The sequence below is a fragment of the Comamonas sp. C24C genome (genome assembly GCF_053345995.1).
Genome location: NZ_JBKFBC010000008.1, coordinates 120,108 through 138,499 on the forward strand (window position 1 = coordinate 120,108; position 18,392 = coordinate 138,499).

The window sequence follows — 18,392 nt, forward strand, 5'->3', positions numbered from 1 at the left end:
CTAAATCAGGCTCTAACTCAATAGAATCAAGCACTGATAGCTATCAAAATAGATTCAATGTTGTCGTACACGACAGAGGCCGGGATTTCGCCCCGGCGGGCGACTCACTTTCTGGCGCGCCAGAAAGTGAGCAAAGAACGCTGCCCGACTGTCTGCGTCCCTGCGCTTCGCTACGGGCAAACCTGCGTCACGCCATTCAGTCTGCTCTGCCGCCCAACTCGCTGCGCGGCATGCCGCTTCGCTCAAACAAGCGGCGGCAAGCCAGAGCACGATGCAACGCTGTCCTACGGCAGCGTTGCCCGCAGCCCGAACCGCGTGCCGCAGGCGCAGACACACGGAGGGATGCGGGAGCGGGCGGTCTGCCAGGGTTATGACGAAATCGCCCCATAACGCTTATGCATCAAGCGTTGGCAGCTATCAAACTAATCAAGAAGCTATCCCGAATTTAGTATTGCCCCTTGTGCCCACGCCTGCGACGGCAAGCGCTTGGTGCGGGCAGTTGCACCGCAGAGTGCAACTGCATCGTCATCACTTCTGCGGCAACCTGTTTGAACGGAGCGCTGAAAGCGCGCAGTGAGTTTTGCCGCAAGCAGCAAGAGGTTGACGGCGCAGGTTGCCCCGTAGCGCAGCGAAGGGGACGTGGGCAGCAGGGGCCGGCTCTTTGCCTACTTTCTTGCAGAAGAAAGTAGGTCGGCCGGCGGGCCGAGACCCGCCTTCCGCCCGCCGACAAGGCATATCCCTTGAAAAAAAACTCAAGCCAAATCGACCTTAGCGCAAGGCAAACCACGCGCTGAGAGCTATCAAAACAAGAAGGGCATGCGACCCCACAAGAACCACATGCCAAATCAGCCTCAAACCCAGGCGCAAAAAGCTCCTTAAGCTATCAATATTCAAGGCAAATCTTGCCAAAATGCTTGCCCGCCGCCTGATGCTCGAAAGCCGCCACCATCTGCTCCAGCGGATAGCGGCTGTCGATCACGGGCTTCCAGCCGAAGTTCTCCAGCGCGCGCACCATGTCCTGTTGCTGCTCGCGGCTGCCGACGATCAGGCCCTTGAGGGTTTGCTGCTTGCGCATCATCTCCACCGTGGGCACGGGGCCCGCAAAACCGGTCAGCACGCCGATCAGCGCGATATGGCCGCCCACGGCGCAGGCTCGGATGGACTGGGGCAGAGTGCCAGGGCCGCCGACCTCGACCACGATGTCGGCCCCGCGACCGCCGGTGGCGGCCAGCACGGCATCGCCCCATTCGGGCTGCTCCTTGTAGTTGATCACCAGATCGGCCCCCAATGCCTTGAGCTGCTCGGCCTTGGCCGCGCTGGAAGTGGTGGCGATGACGGTAGCGCCCATGCTCTTGGCCATCTGCAGCGCAAAGATGGAGACGCCGCCCGTGCCCAGCACCAGCACGGTGTCGCCAGCCTTGAGATGCCCGTCCACCACCAGGGCGCGCCAGGCCGTGAGGCCGGCCGTGGTCAGCGTGGCGGCCTCGGCATGGCTCCAACCCTCGGGGGCATGGGTAAAGCTGGTCGCGGGCAGGTTCACGAATTCGCGTGCAAAGCCGTCTACGCCGTCGCCGGGCACGAGCTGGAAGTCGGAGGGCACATGGCGGCCCGACAGCCATTGCGGGAAGAAGGTGGAGACCACGGCATCACCCACGGCAAATTCCGTCACGCCTGCGCCCACGGCCGTGACCAGGCCTGCGCCGTCAGCCATGGGAATGCGGCCGTCGGCCGCCGCGCCGGGACGGCGCACCACGCCCAGGTCGTGGTAGTTGAGCGAGCTGGCGTGAATGCGCACCTGGATCTCGCCCGCAGCAGGCGCCGCAGGCGCGGGCAGCTCGACAAGCTTCAGGTTTTCGAAACCACCGGGCGCGGCCAGTTGCATGACTTTCATGGAGTGCTCCTCAAGAGGTGAAACAGATGCTGCGCATGGTGCCGTCAATGCGCAGCCTCCACCAGTACCAACATATTTGTTGGGTAGTATTAAAAATGTAAGCAATGCATGAATGCCGGCCGGCGCTACGATCTTGGCGTCCAGAACTGCAGCGAGGTGCCCATGAAACGATTGAACAGCAAGAGCGGCTGCGCCGTGGAGGTGACGCTGTCGGTCATGGGCGGCACCTGGAAGCCCATCATCCTGTTCCAGCTTCTACACGGCAAAAAGCGCTTTGGCGAGCTGAGCCGTGCCATCCCCGGCATCACCCAGCGCATGCTGACACTGCAGCTGCGCGAGCTGGAAGAAGCCGGCATCGTCGAGCGCACGGTGTATGCCGAGGTGCCGCCGCGCGTGGACTATGCGCTGACCGAGTTGGGCCGCAGCCTGCAGCCGGTGCTGATCGCCATGCGCAACTGGGGCATCGCCTACAGCCAGAACTTTGCTCAGGCCGAGCCCATGCATGACGCGGATCAGAACGGCGCAAGCTGCCTGCCGGAATTGAAGCAAAAACAGGCTTGAACGCTTACCCATCAAGCGTAAGCAGCTATCAATTTCAATAATTCAACAACAGAAAGCCCACAGGCAGCAAAAGCCTGCGGGCTTGGGTCTGAAACCGCCGCGCTTACTTGCCGGCGGTCAGCGTGGTGTAGCTATTGATCAGATTGCGATAGTCGGGGATATGGTTGGAGAACAGAGTACCCAGCCCCTCGATGTCGTTGCGCCAGTCGCGGTGCAGCTCGCAGGCCGCGCCAAACCAGGTCATGAGCTGGGCGCCGGCCTGCTCCATGCGGCTCCAGGCGGCCTGCTGGGTCATGCTGTTGAAGGTGCCCGAGGCATCGGCGATGACGAATACCTCAAAGCCTTCCGCCAGCGCCGAGAGCACGGGGAAAGCCACGCAGACCTCGGTCACCACGCCGGCCACGATGAGCTGCTTCTTGCCCGTGGCCTTGACGGCCTTGACGAAGTCCTCGTTGTCCCAGGCATTGATCTGGCCAGGTCGGGCGATATAGGGGGCGGTGGGGAATTTTTCCTTGAGTTCGGGCACCAGAGGTCCGTTGGGGCCGGTCTCGAAGCTGGTGGTCAGAATCGTGGGCAGCTTGAAGTACTCGGCCATGTCGGCCAGGGCCAGCACATTGTTCTTGAACTTGTCGGGATCGATATCGCGCACCAGGGACAGCAGGCCGGTCTGGTGATCCACCAGCAGCACGGCGGCATTGTCTTTTTCGAGGCGAACGTAAGGCTTTTGGCTCATGGGAATCTCCTTCAAGAGTGGAGGGGGTGAAAGTCGGCGGGCTTGCCCGCCGGTGGGAAAACTCGATACCAGACAACCCGCTCAGGCGGTTGCGCCAGGGCGCTCAGCCGCCGGAATGCGGCCGAACTGACCGCTGCGGAAGTCCTCCAGCGCCTGCTGGATTTCCTCGTCGCTGTTCATGACGAAGGGGCCGTAGCCGACCACGGGTTCGTCAATCGGCTCGCCCGACAGCCACAGCAGCGTGACGTCGCTGTTGGCTTCCAGATGCACGCTGTCCGCAGCGCGGTCCATGTGCACCAGCTGCCCGGCGCGCGCAATCTCCTGGCCGTTGACCATCAGCGTGCCGTGCAGCACCACCAGCGCCAGCGTGTGGCCGGCCCGGGCCTGCAACTCGGTGGAGGCACCGGCGTTCAGCCTCACATCCCAGACATCGATGGGCGTGAAGGTTCTTGCCGGGCCGCGATAGGCGGCCCCCTTGCTGTCAAGGTAGTCACCGGCGATGACACGCAGATGACCCGCACCGTCCGGCAGCGCGACCTGCGGGATGTCGGCATTCAGCAGGGTCTGGTAGCCGGGGGCGGACATCTTGTCCCTGGCCGGCAGATTGACCCACAGCTGCACCATCTCCAGCGGACCGCCGCTCTTGGCAAAGGCTTCGGAGTGGTACTCCTCGTGCAGGATGCCCGAGGCCGCCGTCATCCACTGCACGTCGCCGGGGCCAATGGTGCCGCCGGCACCCGTGGAGTCGCGGTGGGCCACCTCGCCCTCATAGACGATGGTCACGGTCTCGAAGCCGCGGTGCGGATGCGTGCCCACGCCGCGCCGCGCCGTGGTGGGCGTGAAGCTCTGGGGACCGGCGTGATCGAGCAGCAAGAATGGGCTCAGTGCCTTGCCGTGGTCGCCATAGCTGAACAGCGAACGCACGGGAAAGCCATTGCCCACCCAGTGGGGACGGGGGGCTTCGTAGACACCCAGAATTTTCTTGAGCATGACATTTCTCCTTGCGGCAGGCCTGCAGTCCCGGTGGTCACTGCAGGTGTTGAACATGGGAGAAGTATGAATTTGGAACGATGGCTTGAGTAGTCCACAATATTCAGCCTCAGAGTTCTATTTTTAAAACGATGAAGCTGCCAGACCTCAACGAGCTCTACTACTTCGCCCAGGTGGTCGAGCATGGTGGGTTCGCACCTGCAGGCCGCGCCCTGGGGCTGCCCAAGTCCAAGCTCAGCCGCCGCGTGGCGCTGCTCGAAGAGCGCCTGGGCGCGCAGTTGCTGCTGCGCTCCACGCGCAGCTTTGCCGTGACCGAGGTGGGCAAGCGCTACTACCAGCACTGCCGCGCCATGCTGACCGAGGCCGAGGCAGCCGAAGAGTCGGTGGCGCTGGTGCATTCCGAGCCCTGCGGCAAGGTGCGCATGAGCTGCCCCGTGGCCCTGCTGGCCTCACGCGTGGGCCGCATGCTGGGCGAATTCATGCGCCAGTACCCGCGCGTGGAGCTGCAGGTGGACGAGACCAACCGGCGCGTTGACGTGATCGGCGAGGGGCTGGATCTGGCCCTGCGCGTGCGCCCCCCACCGCTGCAGGACAGCGATCTGGTGCTGCGCACGCTGGCCGAGCGCCGGCAATGCCTGGTGGCCGCACCCGAGCTGCTGCAGCGCCTGGGCCAGCCCGGCGGGCCCATGGATCTGTCGGCCTGGCCCAGCCTGGATATGGGCGGCGTGCAGGAAACTCACCGCTGGGTGCTGCACGGCCCCGACGCCGTGCGTGCCGAGGTCAGACACCAGCCAAGGCTGGTGACGCAGTCCATGCTTGCCCTGCGCGACGCTGCCGTGCTGGGTGCCGGCGTGGTTCAGCTGCCCAATATGTTTGTGCGCGAGGAACTGCGCAGCGGCACACTGGTGCAGGTGTTGCCGGGCTGGCAGCCGCGGCCCGAGATCATCCACGCCGTCTATGCCTCGCGCCGCGGGCAGCTGCCTGCCGTGCGCGCCCTGCTCGACCATCTGGCCCAATCCTTCAGGACTTTGTCGGAAGACTGAGCATCAAAACCGCCTCCAACACTTGCTGGACAAGCGCTGTCAGCTATCGAAACGATAACGACAGCATCAGCCCAGAGCCGCCTGGATATCGTCTGCCAGCTTCTCGGGCTTGTCCTGGGGTGCGTAGCGTCGTATCACCTGTCCGTCGCGGCCCACAAGGAATTTGGTGAAATTCCATTTGATGGACTTGGTGCCCAGCACGCCCGGCGCTTCGGACGTCAGCCAGCGGTACAAGGGATGCGCACCGTCGCCATTGACCTCGATCTTGTGCATGAGCGGGAAGCTGACGCCGAAGTTCAGCTCGCAAAAGCTCGCGATCTCGTCATCCGAGCCTTTCTCCTGGGCACCGAACTGGTTGCAGGGAAAGCCCAGCACCACCAGGCCCCGGTCCGCATATTGCTCGTGCAGTGCCTGCAATCCCTTGTACTGGGGTGTGAAGCCGCAGGCGCTGGCGGTATTCACGATCAGCAACACCTTGCCCTGGTACTGCGACAGAGGGACGCTGCGCCCCTGGATGTCGGTGGCTTCAAAGTCATAAACGCTGTTTGCCATGCTGCTCTCCCGCCAATGCGAAGCCGCAAGCTTAAGGCAGTCGGCAACTTGTCTCACAGCTAGAAACAACCCTGCTTAACCGCGCCACGGAGACAATACCGGGGCTGCGACCATAGAAAAACCGATCCCCGCAAGCAGAGCGCCTGTTTTTTGGGCATTCTTCGCAGTCTTGCCTTCTTGCGGCCCTTGGCGGGCTGCCTTGTCACGTGCGTTTGTCCTTGAACGAATTGAAAGAAAAATGGGTAGCTCAGGCCACCGCTCTGTGGATGCGCGCTCGCGCCAGCACTGCCGGACAGCGCATTGCGGGCCTGCCCTGGTGGCGTCGCTGGCCGACGCGGCGTGAATGGCTGTGGTTTGCCGCCGCCTTGCCGGTGCTGTTTGTCGTCTATGTGCTGCTGCTGATTCCGTTCACGCCCAGCATCAGCGACATCCGCAAGGCCAAGCTAGAGCAGCCCGCGCAGATACTGAGCGCAGACGGCAAGCTGATCGGCGAGTTCAAGCGCAGCAACCGCCAGTGGGTGCCGCTGGAGCAGATTTCGCCCGCCGTGGTCAAGGCACTCGTGGCCACCGAAGATCACCGCTTCTACGAGCACCACGGCATGGACTTCACGCGCACCGTGGGGTCGGTCATCCATACGCTGGGCGGCAACCCCCAGGGCGGCTCCACCATCACCCAGCAGCTGGCGCGCAATCTCTACCCCACGGAAATCGGCCGCGCCCGCAATGTGAACCGCAAGCTCAAGGAGGCGATCACGGCCTTCAAGATCGAAGCGCTCTACACCAAGGACGAGATTCTCGAGACCTATCTGAACACCGTGCCCTTTCTCTACAACGCCTATGGCATAGAGATGGCGGCGCGCACCTATTTCGACAAGCCGGCGGCCAGGCTCACGGTGCTGGAAAGCGCCACGCTGGTGGGCATGCTCAAGGGCAATGCCTATTACAACCCGGTGATCAATCCCGACCGCGCGATTGCCCGGCGCAACACCGTGCTGAGCCAGATGGTCAAGCGCGGCGAGCTCAAGGACGATGAGTTCGAGCGCCTCAAGAAGCGCCCCATGCGTCTGGACTTCGAGCGCCAGGAGGAACCCACGGGCATGGCGCCGCATTTTTCCCAGCAACTGCGCAAATGGCTGATCGCCTGGGCCGACAAGAATGACTACAACATCTATACCGACGGTCTGGTGGTGCGCACCACCCTGGATTCACGTCTGCAGAACTGGGCGCAGCAGGCCGTGAACCGCCAGATGCAAACGCTGCAGGGCATTGCCAACAACAACTGGAGCCACCGGGACGGCTGGAGTGCCGAGAACACCCTGGTACTGCAGCTGGTGCGCGAGACGGAGGCCTTCCGCAAGCTCGCCAGAAGCGGCAAGCCTTCCGATATCAGCGAAGAAGAAGCGCTCAAGAAGCTGCTGGCCGACAAGACATTCATGAGGCAGCTGCGCGAGGACAAGACCCGCGTGCAGGCCGGCTTTCTGGCCATAGACCCGCGCACCTCGGCCGTGCTGGCCTGGGTGGGCAGCCGCGACTATGCCCAGGATGCATTCGACCATGTGGCCCAGGCGCGTCGCCAGCCCGGCTCCACCTTCAAGCCCTTTGTCTATGGTGCGGCCCTGCAGCGCGGCGCCAGACCCGACGACACGCGCAAGGACGAGGCCGTGGAAATCCAGCTGCCCGGCGGCGAGGTATGGCGTCCCAGCGATGCCGTCGAGCCCACGGGCGTGCCCATGAAACTCAGCGATGCGCTGGCCTATTCCAAGAACACCATCACGGCCGAGCTGGGCCAGGAAGTGGGCATGGACCGCGTCATCAAGCTGGCCCGCGCTCTGGGCGTGCGCCAGAGCCCGCTGGAGCCCGTACCTTCGCTGGCGCTGGGCTCCAGCCCCGTCACGCTGCTGGAAATGGTCAACGCTTACGGCAGCATTGCCAACTCCGGCCACTACATTCCGCCCCAGCTGGTCACCCGTATCGAGAATGCCGACGGCGAGCTGCTGGCCGAATTCACTCCGCCCAAGCCCGATCAGGTCTGGGACGAGGAGGAGAACCACGGTCTGCTGGAGATGATGCGCGCCGTGATCGACAAGGGCACGGGCCGCGCGATTCGCAAGCAATACGGCATTCGCGCCGATGTGGCCGGCAAGACCGGCACCACCCAGGGCAATGCGGACGGCTGGTTCATCCTCATGCACCCGCAGATCGTGGCCGGTGCCTGGGCCGGCTTCAACGATGCGCGCATCACGCTCAAGAGCGACCAGTGGGGCCAGGGTTCGCGCAGCGCCCTGCCCATGGTGGGCGACTTCATGTCGCGCGCCCTGCGCTCCCCCTTGCTCAATGCCAAGGCAAGATTCACCGAACCCAACACCAGCCACTGGTGGAGCGATCTGGTGGGCCGTCTGCGCGACAGGCTGCAGGAATGGAGCGGGCCGGCAGACGAGGACCATTCAGCGCCGACGACTCCCGCACATCCAGCACCCAACAGGAGCAATGGCAGCGAGGTCGACATCATCGAGAGCACACCCGCAGCGCCGCCCTCGACCGCCGTCCAGCCGGTGCCTGCCGACAGCAGCGCCCAGCCGCCTGATCTGGACAGCAGCCCCGGGCTGGCGCCCGGCGAGCTGATGCCGGCACCGGCCAGACCCCCCGCGCCTTCAAGCTGGAGCGATATAGGTACACCGCTGCCACCAGCGGCGCCACTGAATGCGCCGCAGGACAACCAATAGCGCGGTTTTCAGCCACATGCCCTACTGGGCTGTCGAATAACTGGTCCAATTGCAGACCGATACCCGCCAGCAGGTCTCCCACCAGGAGGCCACTGGCGGATTTGTTTTCGCCGGGCATGAAACCCACATGCCGAAAGCGCTGCGCCGACCCGGAGCCGACATGACCGCCAATACGCCAACCATCGTCACCTTTGCCATCTACCTGCTGGGCATGCTGCTCATAGGCTGGGCGGGGTACAAAGCCACGTCCAACCTGTCCGACTACATTCTGGGCGGGCGCAGTCTGGGCTCGGTGGTCACGGCCCTGTCGGCCGGGGCATCGGACATGAGCGGCTGGCTGCTCATGGGCCTGCCCGGGGCGGTGTTTGCCTCCGGCCTGTCGGCCTCGTGGATCGCCATCGGCCTGTGCATCGGTGCCTGGCTCAACTGGCGCTTTGTCGCGGCACGCCTGCGCGTCTATACAGAGAAGGTGGGCAATGCGCTGACCCTGCCCGACTACTTCACCAATCGCTTCGAGGACGGCAGCAGCCTGCTGCGCATCGTCACTGCGCTGGTGATTCTGGTGTTCTTCACCGTCTACTGCGCCTCCGGTGTGGTCGCCGGCGCCCGCTTGTTCGAATCCATGTTCGGCATGGACTATCAGACCGCCCTGTGGGTGGGTGCCGTGGCCACCATGGCCTATGTTTTCATCGGCGGCTTTCTGGCCGTGAGCTGGACCGACACCATCCAGGCCTCGCTGATGATCACCGCACTGATCCTCGCGCCGCTGATGGTGATCTATGCCGACGGCGGCGTGGGAGCCAGCGCGGCCATCATAGAAACCGCCCGCACCGGCGCCTTCGACATGTTCAAGGGCCAGGGGGCGATTGCCATCATCTCCTTGCTGGCCTGGGGTCTGGGCTACTTCGGCCAGCCCCACATTCTGGTGCGCTTCATGGCGGCCGAGTCGATCAGGACCATTCCCAACGCACGCCGCATCGGCATGACCTGGATGGTGCTGTGCCTGGGCGGCGCCGTGGCCGTGGGCTTCTTCGGCATTGCGTTCTTTGCCAGCCGCCCCGATATCGCGGTGAACGTCAACGGCAATCACGAGCTGGTTTTCCTGGAAGTCGCCAAGCTGCTGTTCAACCCCTGGATCAGCGGCGTGCTGCTGGCCGCCGTGCTGGCCGCCGTGATGAGCACCCTGTCCTGCCAGCTGCTGGTCTGCTCCAGCGCCCTCACCCAGGATATCTACAAGACCTTTCTGCACAGGAACGCCAGCCAGAAGCAGCTGGTCTGGTTTGGCCGCGCCATGGTGTTCGCGATTGCCGTGATTGCCATCCTCATTGCGCAGGACCCCAAGGCCAAGGTGCTGGGCATGGTCAGCAATGCCTGGGCCGGCTTCGGCGCCGCCTTCGGCCCGCTGGTGCTGATCTCGCTGCTCTGGGCCCGCATGACACGCAACGGCGCCCTGGCCGGCATGGTCGTGGGCGCGGTCACGGTGCTGGTCTGGCAGCATTACCAGTGGTTCAAGCTCTATGAAATCGTTCCCGGGTTTGCGTTGTCTGCTATTGCTATCGTAGTAGTCAGCCTGCTGGACAAAGCGCCTTCGGCCACGATTGCAGCCAAGCACCGCGAGGTGGAAGCCGAAATCGCCGCCCACGGCGAATAAGCAGCTTGGACTGCTGCGCCAAGGCCCTGCCCGGCCATGCCGGCAGGGCCTTTTTGTTGCCGAAACGGCCGGGACGAGGGAGCCGAAAGAGCCCAGGCAGCCGCCCCTGCAACTGCACAAAAAATAGGCGCAACTTGCATTTTCAGGGCCTATCCGTCACACTTACGGGTCGAAATTTCAGGCATTACCTGAGATTCTGAAAGGTTTAGTGAATGCTCAAGGCCGCTGCAGCCAAGGTATATCAGACGGGTTTAGCGTTGATGCTGGGTGCCGCTTTTGCGCTGGCATCCCCTGCGGCTTTGGCGCGCAAAGCGCCCGAAGTCGGTGTCGCCGTTTCCGGTTTTGAGACCGTGAGCCTGGCCGACCTGCCCCGCGAAGGCCGCATCACCTATGGTCGCATCCTGCAAGGTGGGCCGTTCTCGAACGACAAGGACGGCTCGGTATTCGGAAACCGTGAGCGCATACTTCCGCGCCAGGCCAGAGGCTACTACCGTGAATACACGGTGCGCACGCCGGGCGCGAGAAATCGGGGTGCGAGGCGCATCGTCTGCGGCGGCTTGCAGCCCCAGGTGCCCGATGCCTGCTTCTACACAGGCGACCACTACAACAGCTTTCAGCAGATCGTTCAATGACATTCAAAGACGCTCTGCAGGCCCGCCATACAGCGGCTCTTGACCTCTTAAATTCCGCAGCGGCGGTTTGCGCAGATAGCCTACAGCGCTGTCAGTACCGCCTCTGCCACCAGTTTTGATGTTTTTAGAAAGAATCACGGAGATGGACACGCCACTTCGTAAGCCCTCGGAAGCACCGTTGCGCAATGTTCGCCCGAACATCGTGCAATCCATTCGTGCCTTCCGCATACCTGATCTTCAGGCCGCAGCCGAGGCGCTGGGCTCCCATTTCCTGTATGCCAATCTGGCCCATGCCCAGACCAAGGCCGATGTGTTCGAGCTGCTGTCCACCCAGTTCTACCTGCCAGCGCACTTTGGCAAGAACTGGGATGCACTGTATGACTGCATGACCGAGCCGATCAACAAATCGGGCCCTCAGCCCGGTTTTGTGGTGGTGCTCGACCAGATCCCGACCACTCCCAAATTCGACAAGGAAGTGCGCGAGCAGCTGCTGGACGTGTTCCGCGACACCGCAGACTTCTGGGCAGAACGCAAGATCTCCTTCCGCTGCTTCTACTCCTTCCTGTAAGCCCTGGCGGCTTACCTCCTGCACAAAGCGCCCGTCTTGAATACGGGCGTTTTTGCTTTCAGCGCCAGAGGCTCAGGCCGTTCTGCCCTGGGCTGCAGCCTTCTGCTGCATCCACTTGCCCATCGCAATCACCAGCACGGCGCCACAGGCAGCCGCTGCGTAATGCGCCCAGGGATTGACCTCTACAAAGCCTTCGAGCAGATGGTCGCTGGTGATGGTTTCGCCGGCCACCCAGCCAATCAGTGCAGCCCCCAGAGTGACGATCACCGGGAAGCGCTCCATCAGTTTGATCATCAGCGTGGAGCCGAAGATGACCAGCGGAATGCTGATGGCCAGGCCCAGGACCAGCAGTAGCATGTCTCCGCCCGCTGCCGCCGCCACGGCAATCACATTGTCCAGGCTCATGACCAGATCGGCGAGCAAGATGGTACGAACAGCAGCCATCATGCCCTGCCTGGCCACGCTGCCGGAATCCTCTTCCTCATCTTCGCCCTTGAGCAGGCCCACGCCTATCCACAGCAGCAGCAGGCCGCCGATGACTTCCACAAACGGCAGCTGCATCAGCTTGGCAGCGACTACCGTCAGGGCAATCCGCAGCACCACGGCAGCGCCGGAGCCAAGCATGACCGCTTTTTTCTGCTGCTCGGGCGGCAGTCCGCGTGCGGCCAGGGCGATGACCACCGCGTTGTCACCCGAAAGAATGATGTTGATCCAGACAATCTTGAACAAGCCGATCCAGAAATCGGCACCGAGCATGACATCCATGGGGAGAGTTTCCTGAGTTCTTTGTCCGTTGCCACTTGAACGGACGAACGCCCCGGGCTGCACCGCCGGGAGCTATCCATGCAGGAAAGTTTAGCCAACTGGCTCTGGCGGCCGCTGCCGGCGTATTGCTTCTGGCGTCATGGGAATTGCGGACCGTGCAAGGCACTGCAAGCGCCTCAAATTACCAGTTTTCAGTGATAGGCAAACCACTGGATCTCGGTGACAGTACGCCACAATACCAGCGGTACCCCACACAATATGGCAGAGACATTCTCCCTACCCACCGAGTCCATCCTCCCCAGCCCCTTGCTCGTGGTGGAGGATGAGCCGCTGATCCGCAACAGGCTGGAAAGCATTTTGCGCGGCCTCGGGTATGCGGATGATGCTCTCATTTTTTGCGGGACCCTGAAACAGGCACGAGCGCAGCTGGCGGAGCATCCGGTGGCCATGGCGCTGGTGGACCTGGGACTTCCCGACGGCAGCGGAATCGACCTGATCAGCCAGCTGCGTGCCGCAGACCCCGGAATGGGCATTCTGGTCATCTCGGCCTGGAGCACCGAAGACGCCATTCTTTCGGCGCTGCGCGCCGGGGCCAACGGCTATGTGCTCAAGGAACGCGACGACCTGGAAGTCACGCTGTCCATCCGCAGCGTGCTGCGCGGCGGCGCCCCCATCGACCCTTTCATTGCACGGCGCATCATTGCCGAGCTGCAGCCGGCCCAGCCCACGGAAGCGCACAAGGCGATGCCGCCCGAGGCCGCTCTCAGCGCCCGCGAAATCCAGATCCTCAAGCTGGTGGCCGATGGCATGACCAACAGGGAGATCGCAGAGTCGCTCTTTCTCTCGCGCTACACGGTGGAATGCCATGTGAAAAACATCTACCGCAAGCTGGCCGTGCCTTCTCGCACCAAGGCGGTCAGCGAGGCCCGTGCGCGCGGTTTGCTTATCTGAATGCCCGAGCGGACGGCTCTCATGCTCCGCCTGATATTTGCGCTCATCCTGGGATGGAGCTGCAGCATGGCCTGGGCACAGGAGACCAAGCCTCAAGACCTGCGCTGCGAGCCCCGCATCGTGGCCCGCCAATCGGCCAAGGCCTTTCCCGAAGGGCCTCCGCCCGATGCAGCCCTGCTGCAGTGGGTGGACGTGCCGCCGCTGGACGACTGGAGCCAGCGCTGGCCCGGCTATGACGGTGCCGCCTGGTACCGCATCGACTGGGAAAGCCGCTGCGGGCACGACCAACCCATGGCTCTGGCCGTCATCAACATGGTGATGGCGGGCGAGGTGTTCGTGAATTCGGAGCTGATCTGGCGCGACCAGTCGCTGGTGGAGCCCCTGAGCCGCAGCTGGAACATGCCGCGCTACTGGCTGCTGCCCAAGGCACTGCTCAAGGAGCAAGGTAACAGCATCTGGGTGCGCATCCATGGAATCAGCAGCCAGACGCCGGGCCTGGGACGGCTGCGCCTGGGAGACCCCGCCGAGCTGGAGCAATGGACGGCACAGGCTACCTGGAGCCTGCGCACCATCTATGTGGTCTGCATCACGGTCAGCCTGGTGCTGTGCCTGCTGTTTGCATTTGCCTGGCTCCACCATCGCCACCAGAAACTCTATGGCTGGTACGCACTCAATCTGCTGTGCTGGGCACTGATGCTGTGCTTCATCGTCATGACGGATCCCTGGCCCTTTGCCAGCACGCAGGCCTTCGCCCGAGGCAATTTGCTGATTTTCATCGCCTTTACCTACACGTTCTGCATTTTTGCGCTGCGTTTTGCAGAGTTGAGCCTGAAGAAACTGGAGCGCATGCTGATCGGCCTGTGCAGCCTGTGCGCCGTGTTCGCCCTGACCTTGCCCGAGGCACAGATGGCGCTGAGCCAGGCCATCTGGCTGCTGATGTTCTGTCTTTGCGCTCTGGTCTGCCTGCTGTTTCCGTTGCGTGCGCTGCAGACACGCACGCCGGCCCACATCATTTTCAGTCTCTGCTTCGTGCTCTACCTGGCCATCGGCGTGCACGACCTGCTGCTGCTGACCAAGGCCCTGGATCACAATCTGACGCTGATTCCCTACACCACCTTAATGAGCATGCTGGTGATCGCCTGGTTGCTGGGGCGACAGATCGTCAAGAGCATGCGCCACATCGAGCGCTTCAATCACGAGCTCAGCCTCACGGTCACCCAGGCCTGCGATGACCTGAGCCAGACTCTGGAGAGAGAGCACCACCTGGCTCTGAGCCACTCCCGCCTGCAGGAGCGGCTGCGCATTTCCCAGGATCTGCACGACGGGCTGGGAGGCTCTCTGGTGCGCTCCATTGCGCTGGTCGAGCAAAGCAGCACTCCCTTGCCCAATGCCCAGGTGCTGTCCATGCTCAAGCTGATGCGTGACGACCTGCGTCAGATGATTGATACCGGCACCAGCGCCGCCATCCAGGTTCCAGAGACACCCGTGCAATGGCTGGCACCGCTGCGCCACCGCTTTGCACGGCTGTTCGAGGAGCTGGACATTCAGGTGAAATGGAGCCTGCCCGCCTACTGGACTCACGCGCCCAGCCCCATCCAGTGTCTGACGCTGACCCGCGTGCTGGAAGAGGCTTTGACCAATGTCGTCAAGCACAGCCACGCCAGCCAGGTAGAAGTTCGGCTGGAGATTCCTGATTCCAGGGAGTTGCAGTTGCAGATCGAGGACAACGGCACAGGCTTTGACCTCGACAGCACCCAGATCAACAGCATGGGCGTAGGTATGCGCAGCATGCTGGCGCGTCTGGAGCGCCTGCAGGGCACTCTGGTCATACAGTCCCGCCCCGGCCGCACCGAGCTGCGCGCCAGCCTGCCGCTGCTCGGCAAGGTGCAACGCCACACCGAGGTACAGAGTGCCATGCCGTCGGCACAGAGCGTGCTGTAACTGCGCTAAGCTTTCTGCATGCCCCTGCTTATCGACGGAACACCGCATGAAGACGGCATCTTCACCCTTCAACTGACGTCAGGTGCACCGCACAGACTCAAAACCAGCCCCGGTCAGGGCAGTCTGAGCCTGGGCCCCGAGAAGCTGCTGAAAACCGCCGACCTGCGGCTGCCAGTAGACGCCTGCGTGCTCTGGCACTGCTTTGACCCCTTTGCCACGCCTGCCGGCTCGCCCTGGCCGCGCAGCTTTTACTACACGGGAATGACCACGGTTTTTTCACATGGTCGCAGTTGCGCCCTATCGAAAACTTCAGCTGGTACCCGCAGCTGCAGCAAGACGTGCATATCGACGCCAGTCAGTCACGGATTCGCGAGCTGAGCATTCATCTGCAGGCCGGCCATCAAGGCCATATCCACCTGAAGCTGCCGCAGCAGGGCATGCACCTTCATCTGCAGGGCAATCTGGAGCAAATCACCGTCACAGCAGGCCTGCCTGAAAGCCTGAGTCTGAGCCCGGCCACCAGCAAGAACCCGGCCGACAAAGCCTTCCAGCTGCCCGACATGGGCTGCCTGAAACAGGTCGGTACGCTGGAGCTGCGCAACGGTGCGGGTAAACAAGCTGTTTCGCTGCAGAATCTGCTGCAATTTTCGAAGCTGGATTCGCTTTCCCTGTGGGGAAATCACAGCGACTTGGCCCAGCTTTCTTCATGCACGCAGCTCAGGGCGCTATCACTGCGTTTTATGCGCCATCTGTCGGAGCTTCCTGCGCTGCAGGCCTGGCCGCAACTGGACTCCTTCATCGCCTACAACGTGGAAGAAGCTGCTGGAAAACGCCTGCGCCAGCAGCTCAAGGAGCGCACCAGGGCACGACCCTGGGCCGGCTACACATCCGTCAGCCAGCTACGCAAGCCCGAATGGTGGAACAAGGAATATGGGCGGCCATTTGCAGGCTGGCCCGCAGCCCGCGCCAGGATCGCGTATGCGGCTTACGACCTGGCCGAACAGGAGATCGGCACGGCCAGCAGCCTTGACCATGTACAAGCTGCACTGACGACCTTTACCGCCCGCTTCAACACGGTCAAAGGCATTGAGACCAGCGAACGCGAAGACCTGGGACTGGCCGTGCAGCAGCTGGCACAACTGCCTGCGGCGCTGGCTCTGAAGCTTACGCATGAGCAGGCCGGGCAATGGTTTGACGAGAACCGCGATTACTGAGCGGCTGCGGGATCGACCTGCGCAATGATGCCGCCGCCCAGGCAGACATCGCCGTCATAGAGCACGGCGGACTGACCAGGGGTGACAGCCCATTGCGCTTCGGGGAAGTCCAGGCGGAAGCCCGCCTCGGAAGCCTGGGAAATCAGCGCCGGGGAATCCGGCTGGCGGTAGCGGGTCTTGGAACCGTAGGCCTTGCCCTCTGCCGGGGCATGGCCGGCCACCCAGCTGACCTGATCGGCCAGCAGCGCATGCGACAGCAGCAGCGGATGGTCATGGCCCTGCACCACGCGCAGAATGTTCTTGTCCATTTCCTTGCGCGCCACAAACCAGGGCGCATGGTCACCCGCACCACGGGCAGCACCCTTTTCCTTGACGCCGCCAATGCCCAGACCTGAACGCTGCCCCAGCGTGTAGAAGGACAGGCCCACATGCTTGCCCAACTTGCGGTTGCGGTCGTCCAGGATCGGTCCCGGCTCCTTGCTGATGTAGCGGTTCAGGAAGTCGCGGAACGGGCGCTCGCCGATGAAGCAGATGCCCGTCGAGTCCTTCTTCCTGGCGTTGGGCAGGCCGATCTCCTCGGCAATGCGGCGCACCTCGGTCTTGTGCAGCTCGCCCACGGGAAACATGGCCTTGGACAACTGGGCCTGGTTCAGCCGATGCAGAAAATAGCTCTGATCCTTGCTGTTATCCAGACCTTTGAGCAGCTCGAACAGCTGGGTGGACGGATTCTGGCGCACACGTGCATAGTGGCCGGTGGCAATCTTCTCGGCGCCCAGACGCATGGCGTGGTCGAGGAAGGCCTTGAACTTGATCTCCGCATTGCACAGCACGTCCGGATTGGGCGTGCGACCTGCCTGGTACTCGCGCAGGAACTCGGCAAACACGCGGTCCTTGTAGTCGGCGGCGAAGTTCACGTGCTCGATCTCGATGCCGATCACGTCTGCCACGGCCGCCGCATCGACAAAATCGATATTCGACGAGCAGTATTCGCTGTCGTCGTCATCTTCCCAGTTCTTCATGAAGATGCCGACGACCTCATGGCCCTGCTTTTTGAGAAGATAGGCGGTGACGGCGGAATCCACACCGCCCGACAAACCCACCACGACACGCTGCTTGTTGCTCATAGGTATGCGATTATCCCAGCGCCCGTCAACTGCTGCGGGCGTGAGGATTTGCCATGGAACTGCGCCAGCTGCGCTACTTTGTACGAATTGTTGAACTGGGCTCCATGAGCCGGGCAGCGCTGGATCTGGACATGGTGCAGTCGGCGCTGAGCCAGCAGATCAGCCGCCTGGAGTCAGAACTCTCGACCCGGCTGCTGCAGCGCACACCGCGCGGCGTGATTCCTACCGAGGCCGGCCAGGCCTTTTTCCACCAGGCCCAGCTCACCCTGCGCCATGCCCAGCAGGCCATTCACGCGGCCCAGCAGGCGCGGCTGTCGGGCGCCGTCAGCATGGGCCTGTCGCCCACGATTGCGAATGTGCTGGGCCTGCCGCTGATGCGCGCCATGCGCGAGCGCTACCCCGAGGTGCGTCTGCACATCGTGTCCGCGCTGTCAGGGCATCTGACCAGTCTTCTCAACGCCAGACAACTGGACCTTGCCATTCTTTTTGATACGCAGAATGCCCGTCGCTGGAGCGTGATGCCGCTGCTCGAGGAGCAGCTGTTTCTGATCCAGTCGCGCCAGCAGCCTGTGGCGCCGCAAATCCAGCATGCCGAGCCCATCAGCCTGGAGTTGCTGCAGCAGGTGCCGCTGATCCTGCCCTCGGGCAGCCACGGCCTGCGCAGCTCCATCATGGCCTCGTTCACCAGCGCCGGTTTCCAGTCGCAGATGGCCATGGAAATCGACTCGCTGTCCCTGCTGATGGAAGCGGTCGCGGCCGGCATGGGGGCCACGGTCCAGCCCTGGTCGGCCATGGGCATGTACCGCGATGCGGCCGAGCGTTTTCAATGGTCGCAGATCGCCGATGACTCGGTGCGGCGCAAGGCCGCGCTGTGCAGCCTGTCTGACGATGAGCTGTCACCCGCAGCCCTGGCGGCACGTGTGGTGCTGACGGACTGCGCCCGCCAGTTGGTGCATTCCGGGGTCTGGCGAGGCGCGTCGCTGACGGACTGAGCGTGCTCTCCAGCAGTCGGCATGCGGCGGTGCAGTCGGAAATCAGGACCCGGGCCCTGGC

General features: G+C 62.9%; 16 protein-coding genes. 10 read left to right on the plus strand and 6 right to left on the minus strand.

The window, feature by feature from the left end; translation table 11 throughout:
• Window positions 1–883 precede the first annotated feature (883 nt).
• A complete protein-coding gene (locus ACLBXN_RS15900) occupies window positions 884–1,891 on the minus strand; it encodes a zinc-dependent alcohol dehydrogenase family protein (protein ID WP_447612782.1) in 1,008 nt (335 codons plus the stop codon).
• A 162-nt stretch (window positions 1,892–2,053) separates the two neighbouring features.
• Here ACLBXN_RS15900 and ACLBXN_RS15905 point away from each other — a divergent pair, with 162 nt between their 5' ends.
• The gene (locus ACLBXN_RS15905; protein ID WP_211458246.1) at window positions 2,054–2,452 is read left to right on the plus strand and encodes a winged helix-turn-helix transcriptional regulator; all 399 of its coding nucleotides are present in this window, start codon (window positions 2,054–2,056) and stop codon (window positions 2,450–2,452) included.
• Window positions 2,453–2,555: 103 nt separating this feature from the next.
• Here the strand turns inward: ACLBXN_RS15905 and ycaC are convergent, their stop codons facing one another.
• Window positions 2,556–3,185, minus strand: coding sequence for an isochorismate family cysteine hydrolase YcaC (gene ycaC / locus ACLBXN_RS15910; protein ID WP_447612783.1), 630 nt, complete (start codon window positions 3,183–3,185; stop codon window positions 2,556–2,558).
• Window positions 3,186–3,266: 81 nt separating this feature from the next.
• Window positions 3,267–4,175, minus strand: a complete 909-nt coding sequence (locus ACLBXN_RS15915; protein WP_447612784.1) for a pirin family protein — start codon at window positions 4,173–4,175, stop codon at window positions 3,267–3,269.
• 131 nt (window positions 4,176–4,306) lie between these two features.
• Here ACLBXN_RS15915 and ACLBXN_RS15920 point away from each other — a divergent pair, with 131 nt between their 5' ends.
• Window positions 4,307–5,218, plus strand: a complete 912-nt coding sequence (locus ACLBXN_RS15920) for a LysR family transcriptional regulator (protein WP_407714622.1) — start codon at window positions 4,307–4,309, stop codon at window positions 5,216–5,218.
• 66 nt (window positions 5,219–5,284) lie between these two features.
• On the opposite strand, the gene ACLBXN_RS15925 is transcribed toward ACLBXN_RS15920, so the two are convergent.
• Window positions 5,285–5,770 carry a glutathione peroxidase gene (locus ACLBXN_RS15925; protein ID WP_043004613.1) on the minus strand — a complete coding sequence of 162 codons (486 nt, stop codon included), beginning with the start codon at window positions 5,768–5,770 and terminating at the stop codon, window positions 5,285–5,287.
• A gap of 266 nt (window positions 5,771–6,036) precedes the next feature.
• Here ACLBXN_RS15925 and ACLBXN_RS15930 point away from each other — a divergent pair, with 266 nt between their 5' ends.
• The 4 genes from ACLBXN_RS15930 to ACLBXN_RS15945 all read left to right on the plus strand — a co-directional run bounded on the left by ACLBXN_RS15930 (window position 6,037) and on the right by ACLBXN_RS15945 (window position 11,344).
• On the plus strand, window positions 6,037–8,493 hold the full coding sequence (locus ACLBXN_RS15930) for a transglycosylase domain-containing protein (RefSeq protein ID WP_447612848.1): 2,457 nt from the start codon (window positions 6,037–6,039) through the stop codon (window positions 8,491–8,493).
• A 127-nt stretch (window positions 8,494–8,620) separates the two neighbouring features.
• Window positions 8,621–10,144: a sodium/proline symporter PutP gene (gene putP / locus ACLBXN_RS15935; protein WP_447612785.1), complete on the plus strand. Its 1,524-nt coding sequence runs from the start codon at window positions 8,621–8,623 to the stop codon at window positions 10,142–10,144.
• Window positions 10,145–10,356: 212 nt separating this feature from the next.
• The gene (locus ACLBXN_RS15940; RefSeq protein WP_447612786.1) at window positions 10,357–10,776 is read left to right on the plus strand and encodes a ribonuclease domain-containing protein; all 420 of its coding nucleotides are present in this window, start codon (window positions 10,357–10,359) and stop codon (window positions 10,774–10,776) included.
• Between the two features lie 142 nt (window positions 10,777–10,918).
• Entirely contained in the window at window positions 10,919–11,344 is a 426-nt protein-coding gene (locus ACLBXN_RS15945; RefSeq protein ID WP_447612787.1) for a barstar family protein, read from the plus strand.
• Window positions 11,345–11,416: 72 nt separating this feature from the next.
• Here the strand turns inward: ACLBXN_RS15945 and ACLBXN_RS15950 are convergent, their stop codons facing one another.
• A complete protein-coding gene (locus ACLBXN_RS15950) occupies window positions 11,417–12,109 on the minus strand; it encodes a TerC family protein (protein WP_343676720.1) in 693 nt (230 codons plus the stop codon).
• A 258-nt stretch (window positions 12,110–12,367) separates the two neighbouring features.
• Here ACLBXN_RS15950 and ACLBXN_RS15955 point away from each other — a divergent pair, with 258 nt between their 5' ends.
• From ACLBXN_RS15955 to ACLBXN_RS15965, 3 genes are all read left to right on the plus strand, one after another.
• Window positions 12,368–13,060, plus strand: a complete 693-nt coding sequence (locus ACLBXN_RS15955; RefSeq protein ID WP_043004610.1) for a LuxR C-terminal-related transcriptional regulator — start codon at window positions 12,368–12,370, stop codon at window positions 13,058–13,060.
• A complete protein-coding gene (locus ACLBXN_RS15960) occupies window positions 13,061–15,001 on the plus strand; it encodes a sensor histidine kinase (protein WP_447612788.1) in 1,941 nt (646 codons plus the stop codon). It begins immediately after the preceding gene.
• Window positions 15,002–15,291: 290 nt separating this feature from the next.
• Entirely contained in the window at window positions 15,292–16,215 is a 924-nt protein-coding gene (locus ACLBXN_RS15965) for a transcriptional regulator (RefSeq protein WP_447612789.1), read from the plus strand.
• On the opposite strand, the gene mnmA is transcribed toward ACLBXN_RS15965, so the two are convergent.
• Window positions 16,209–17,339 (minus strand): tRNA 2-thiouridine(34) synthase MnmA, encoded by a 1,131-nt coding sequence (gene mnmA / locus ACLBXN_RS15970; protein ID WP_447612790.1) that lies wholly within the window; start codon window positions 17,337–17,339, stop codon window positions 16,209–16,211. The genes ACLBXN_RS15965 and mnmA overlap by 7 nt on opposite strands.
• A gap of 53 nt (window positions 17,340–17,392) precedes the next feature.
• Between mnmA and ACLBXN_RS15975 the strand changes: the two genes are divergently transcribed.
• A complete protein-coding gene (locus tag ACLBXN_RS15975) occupies window positions 17,393–18,331 on the plus strand; it encodes a LysR family transcriptional regulator (protein ID WP_447612791.1) in 939 nt (312 codons plus the stop codon).
• Window positions 18,332–18,392: the final 61 nt, after the last annotated feature.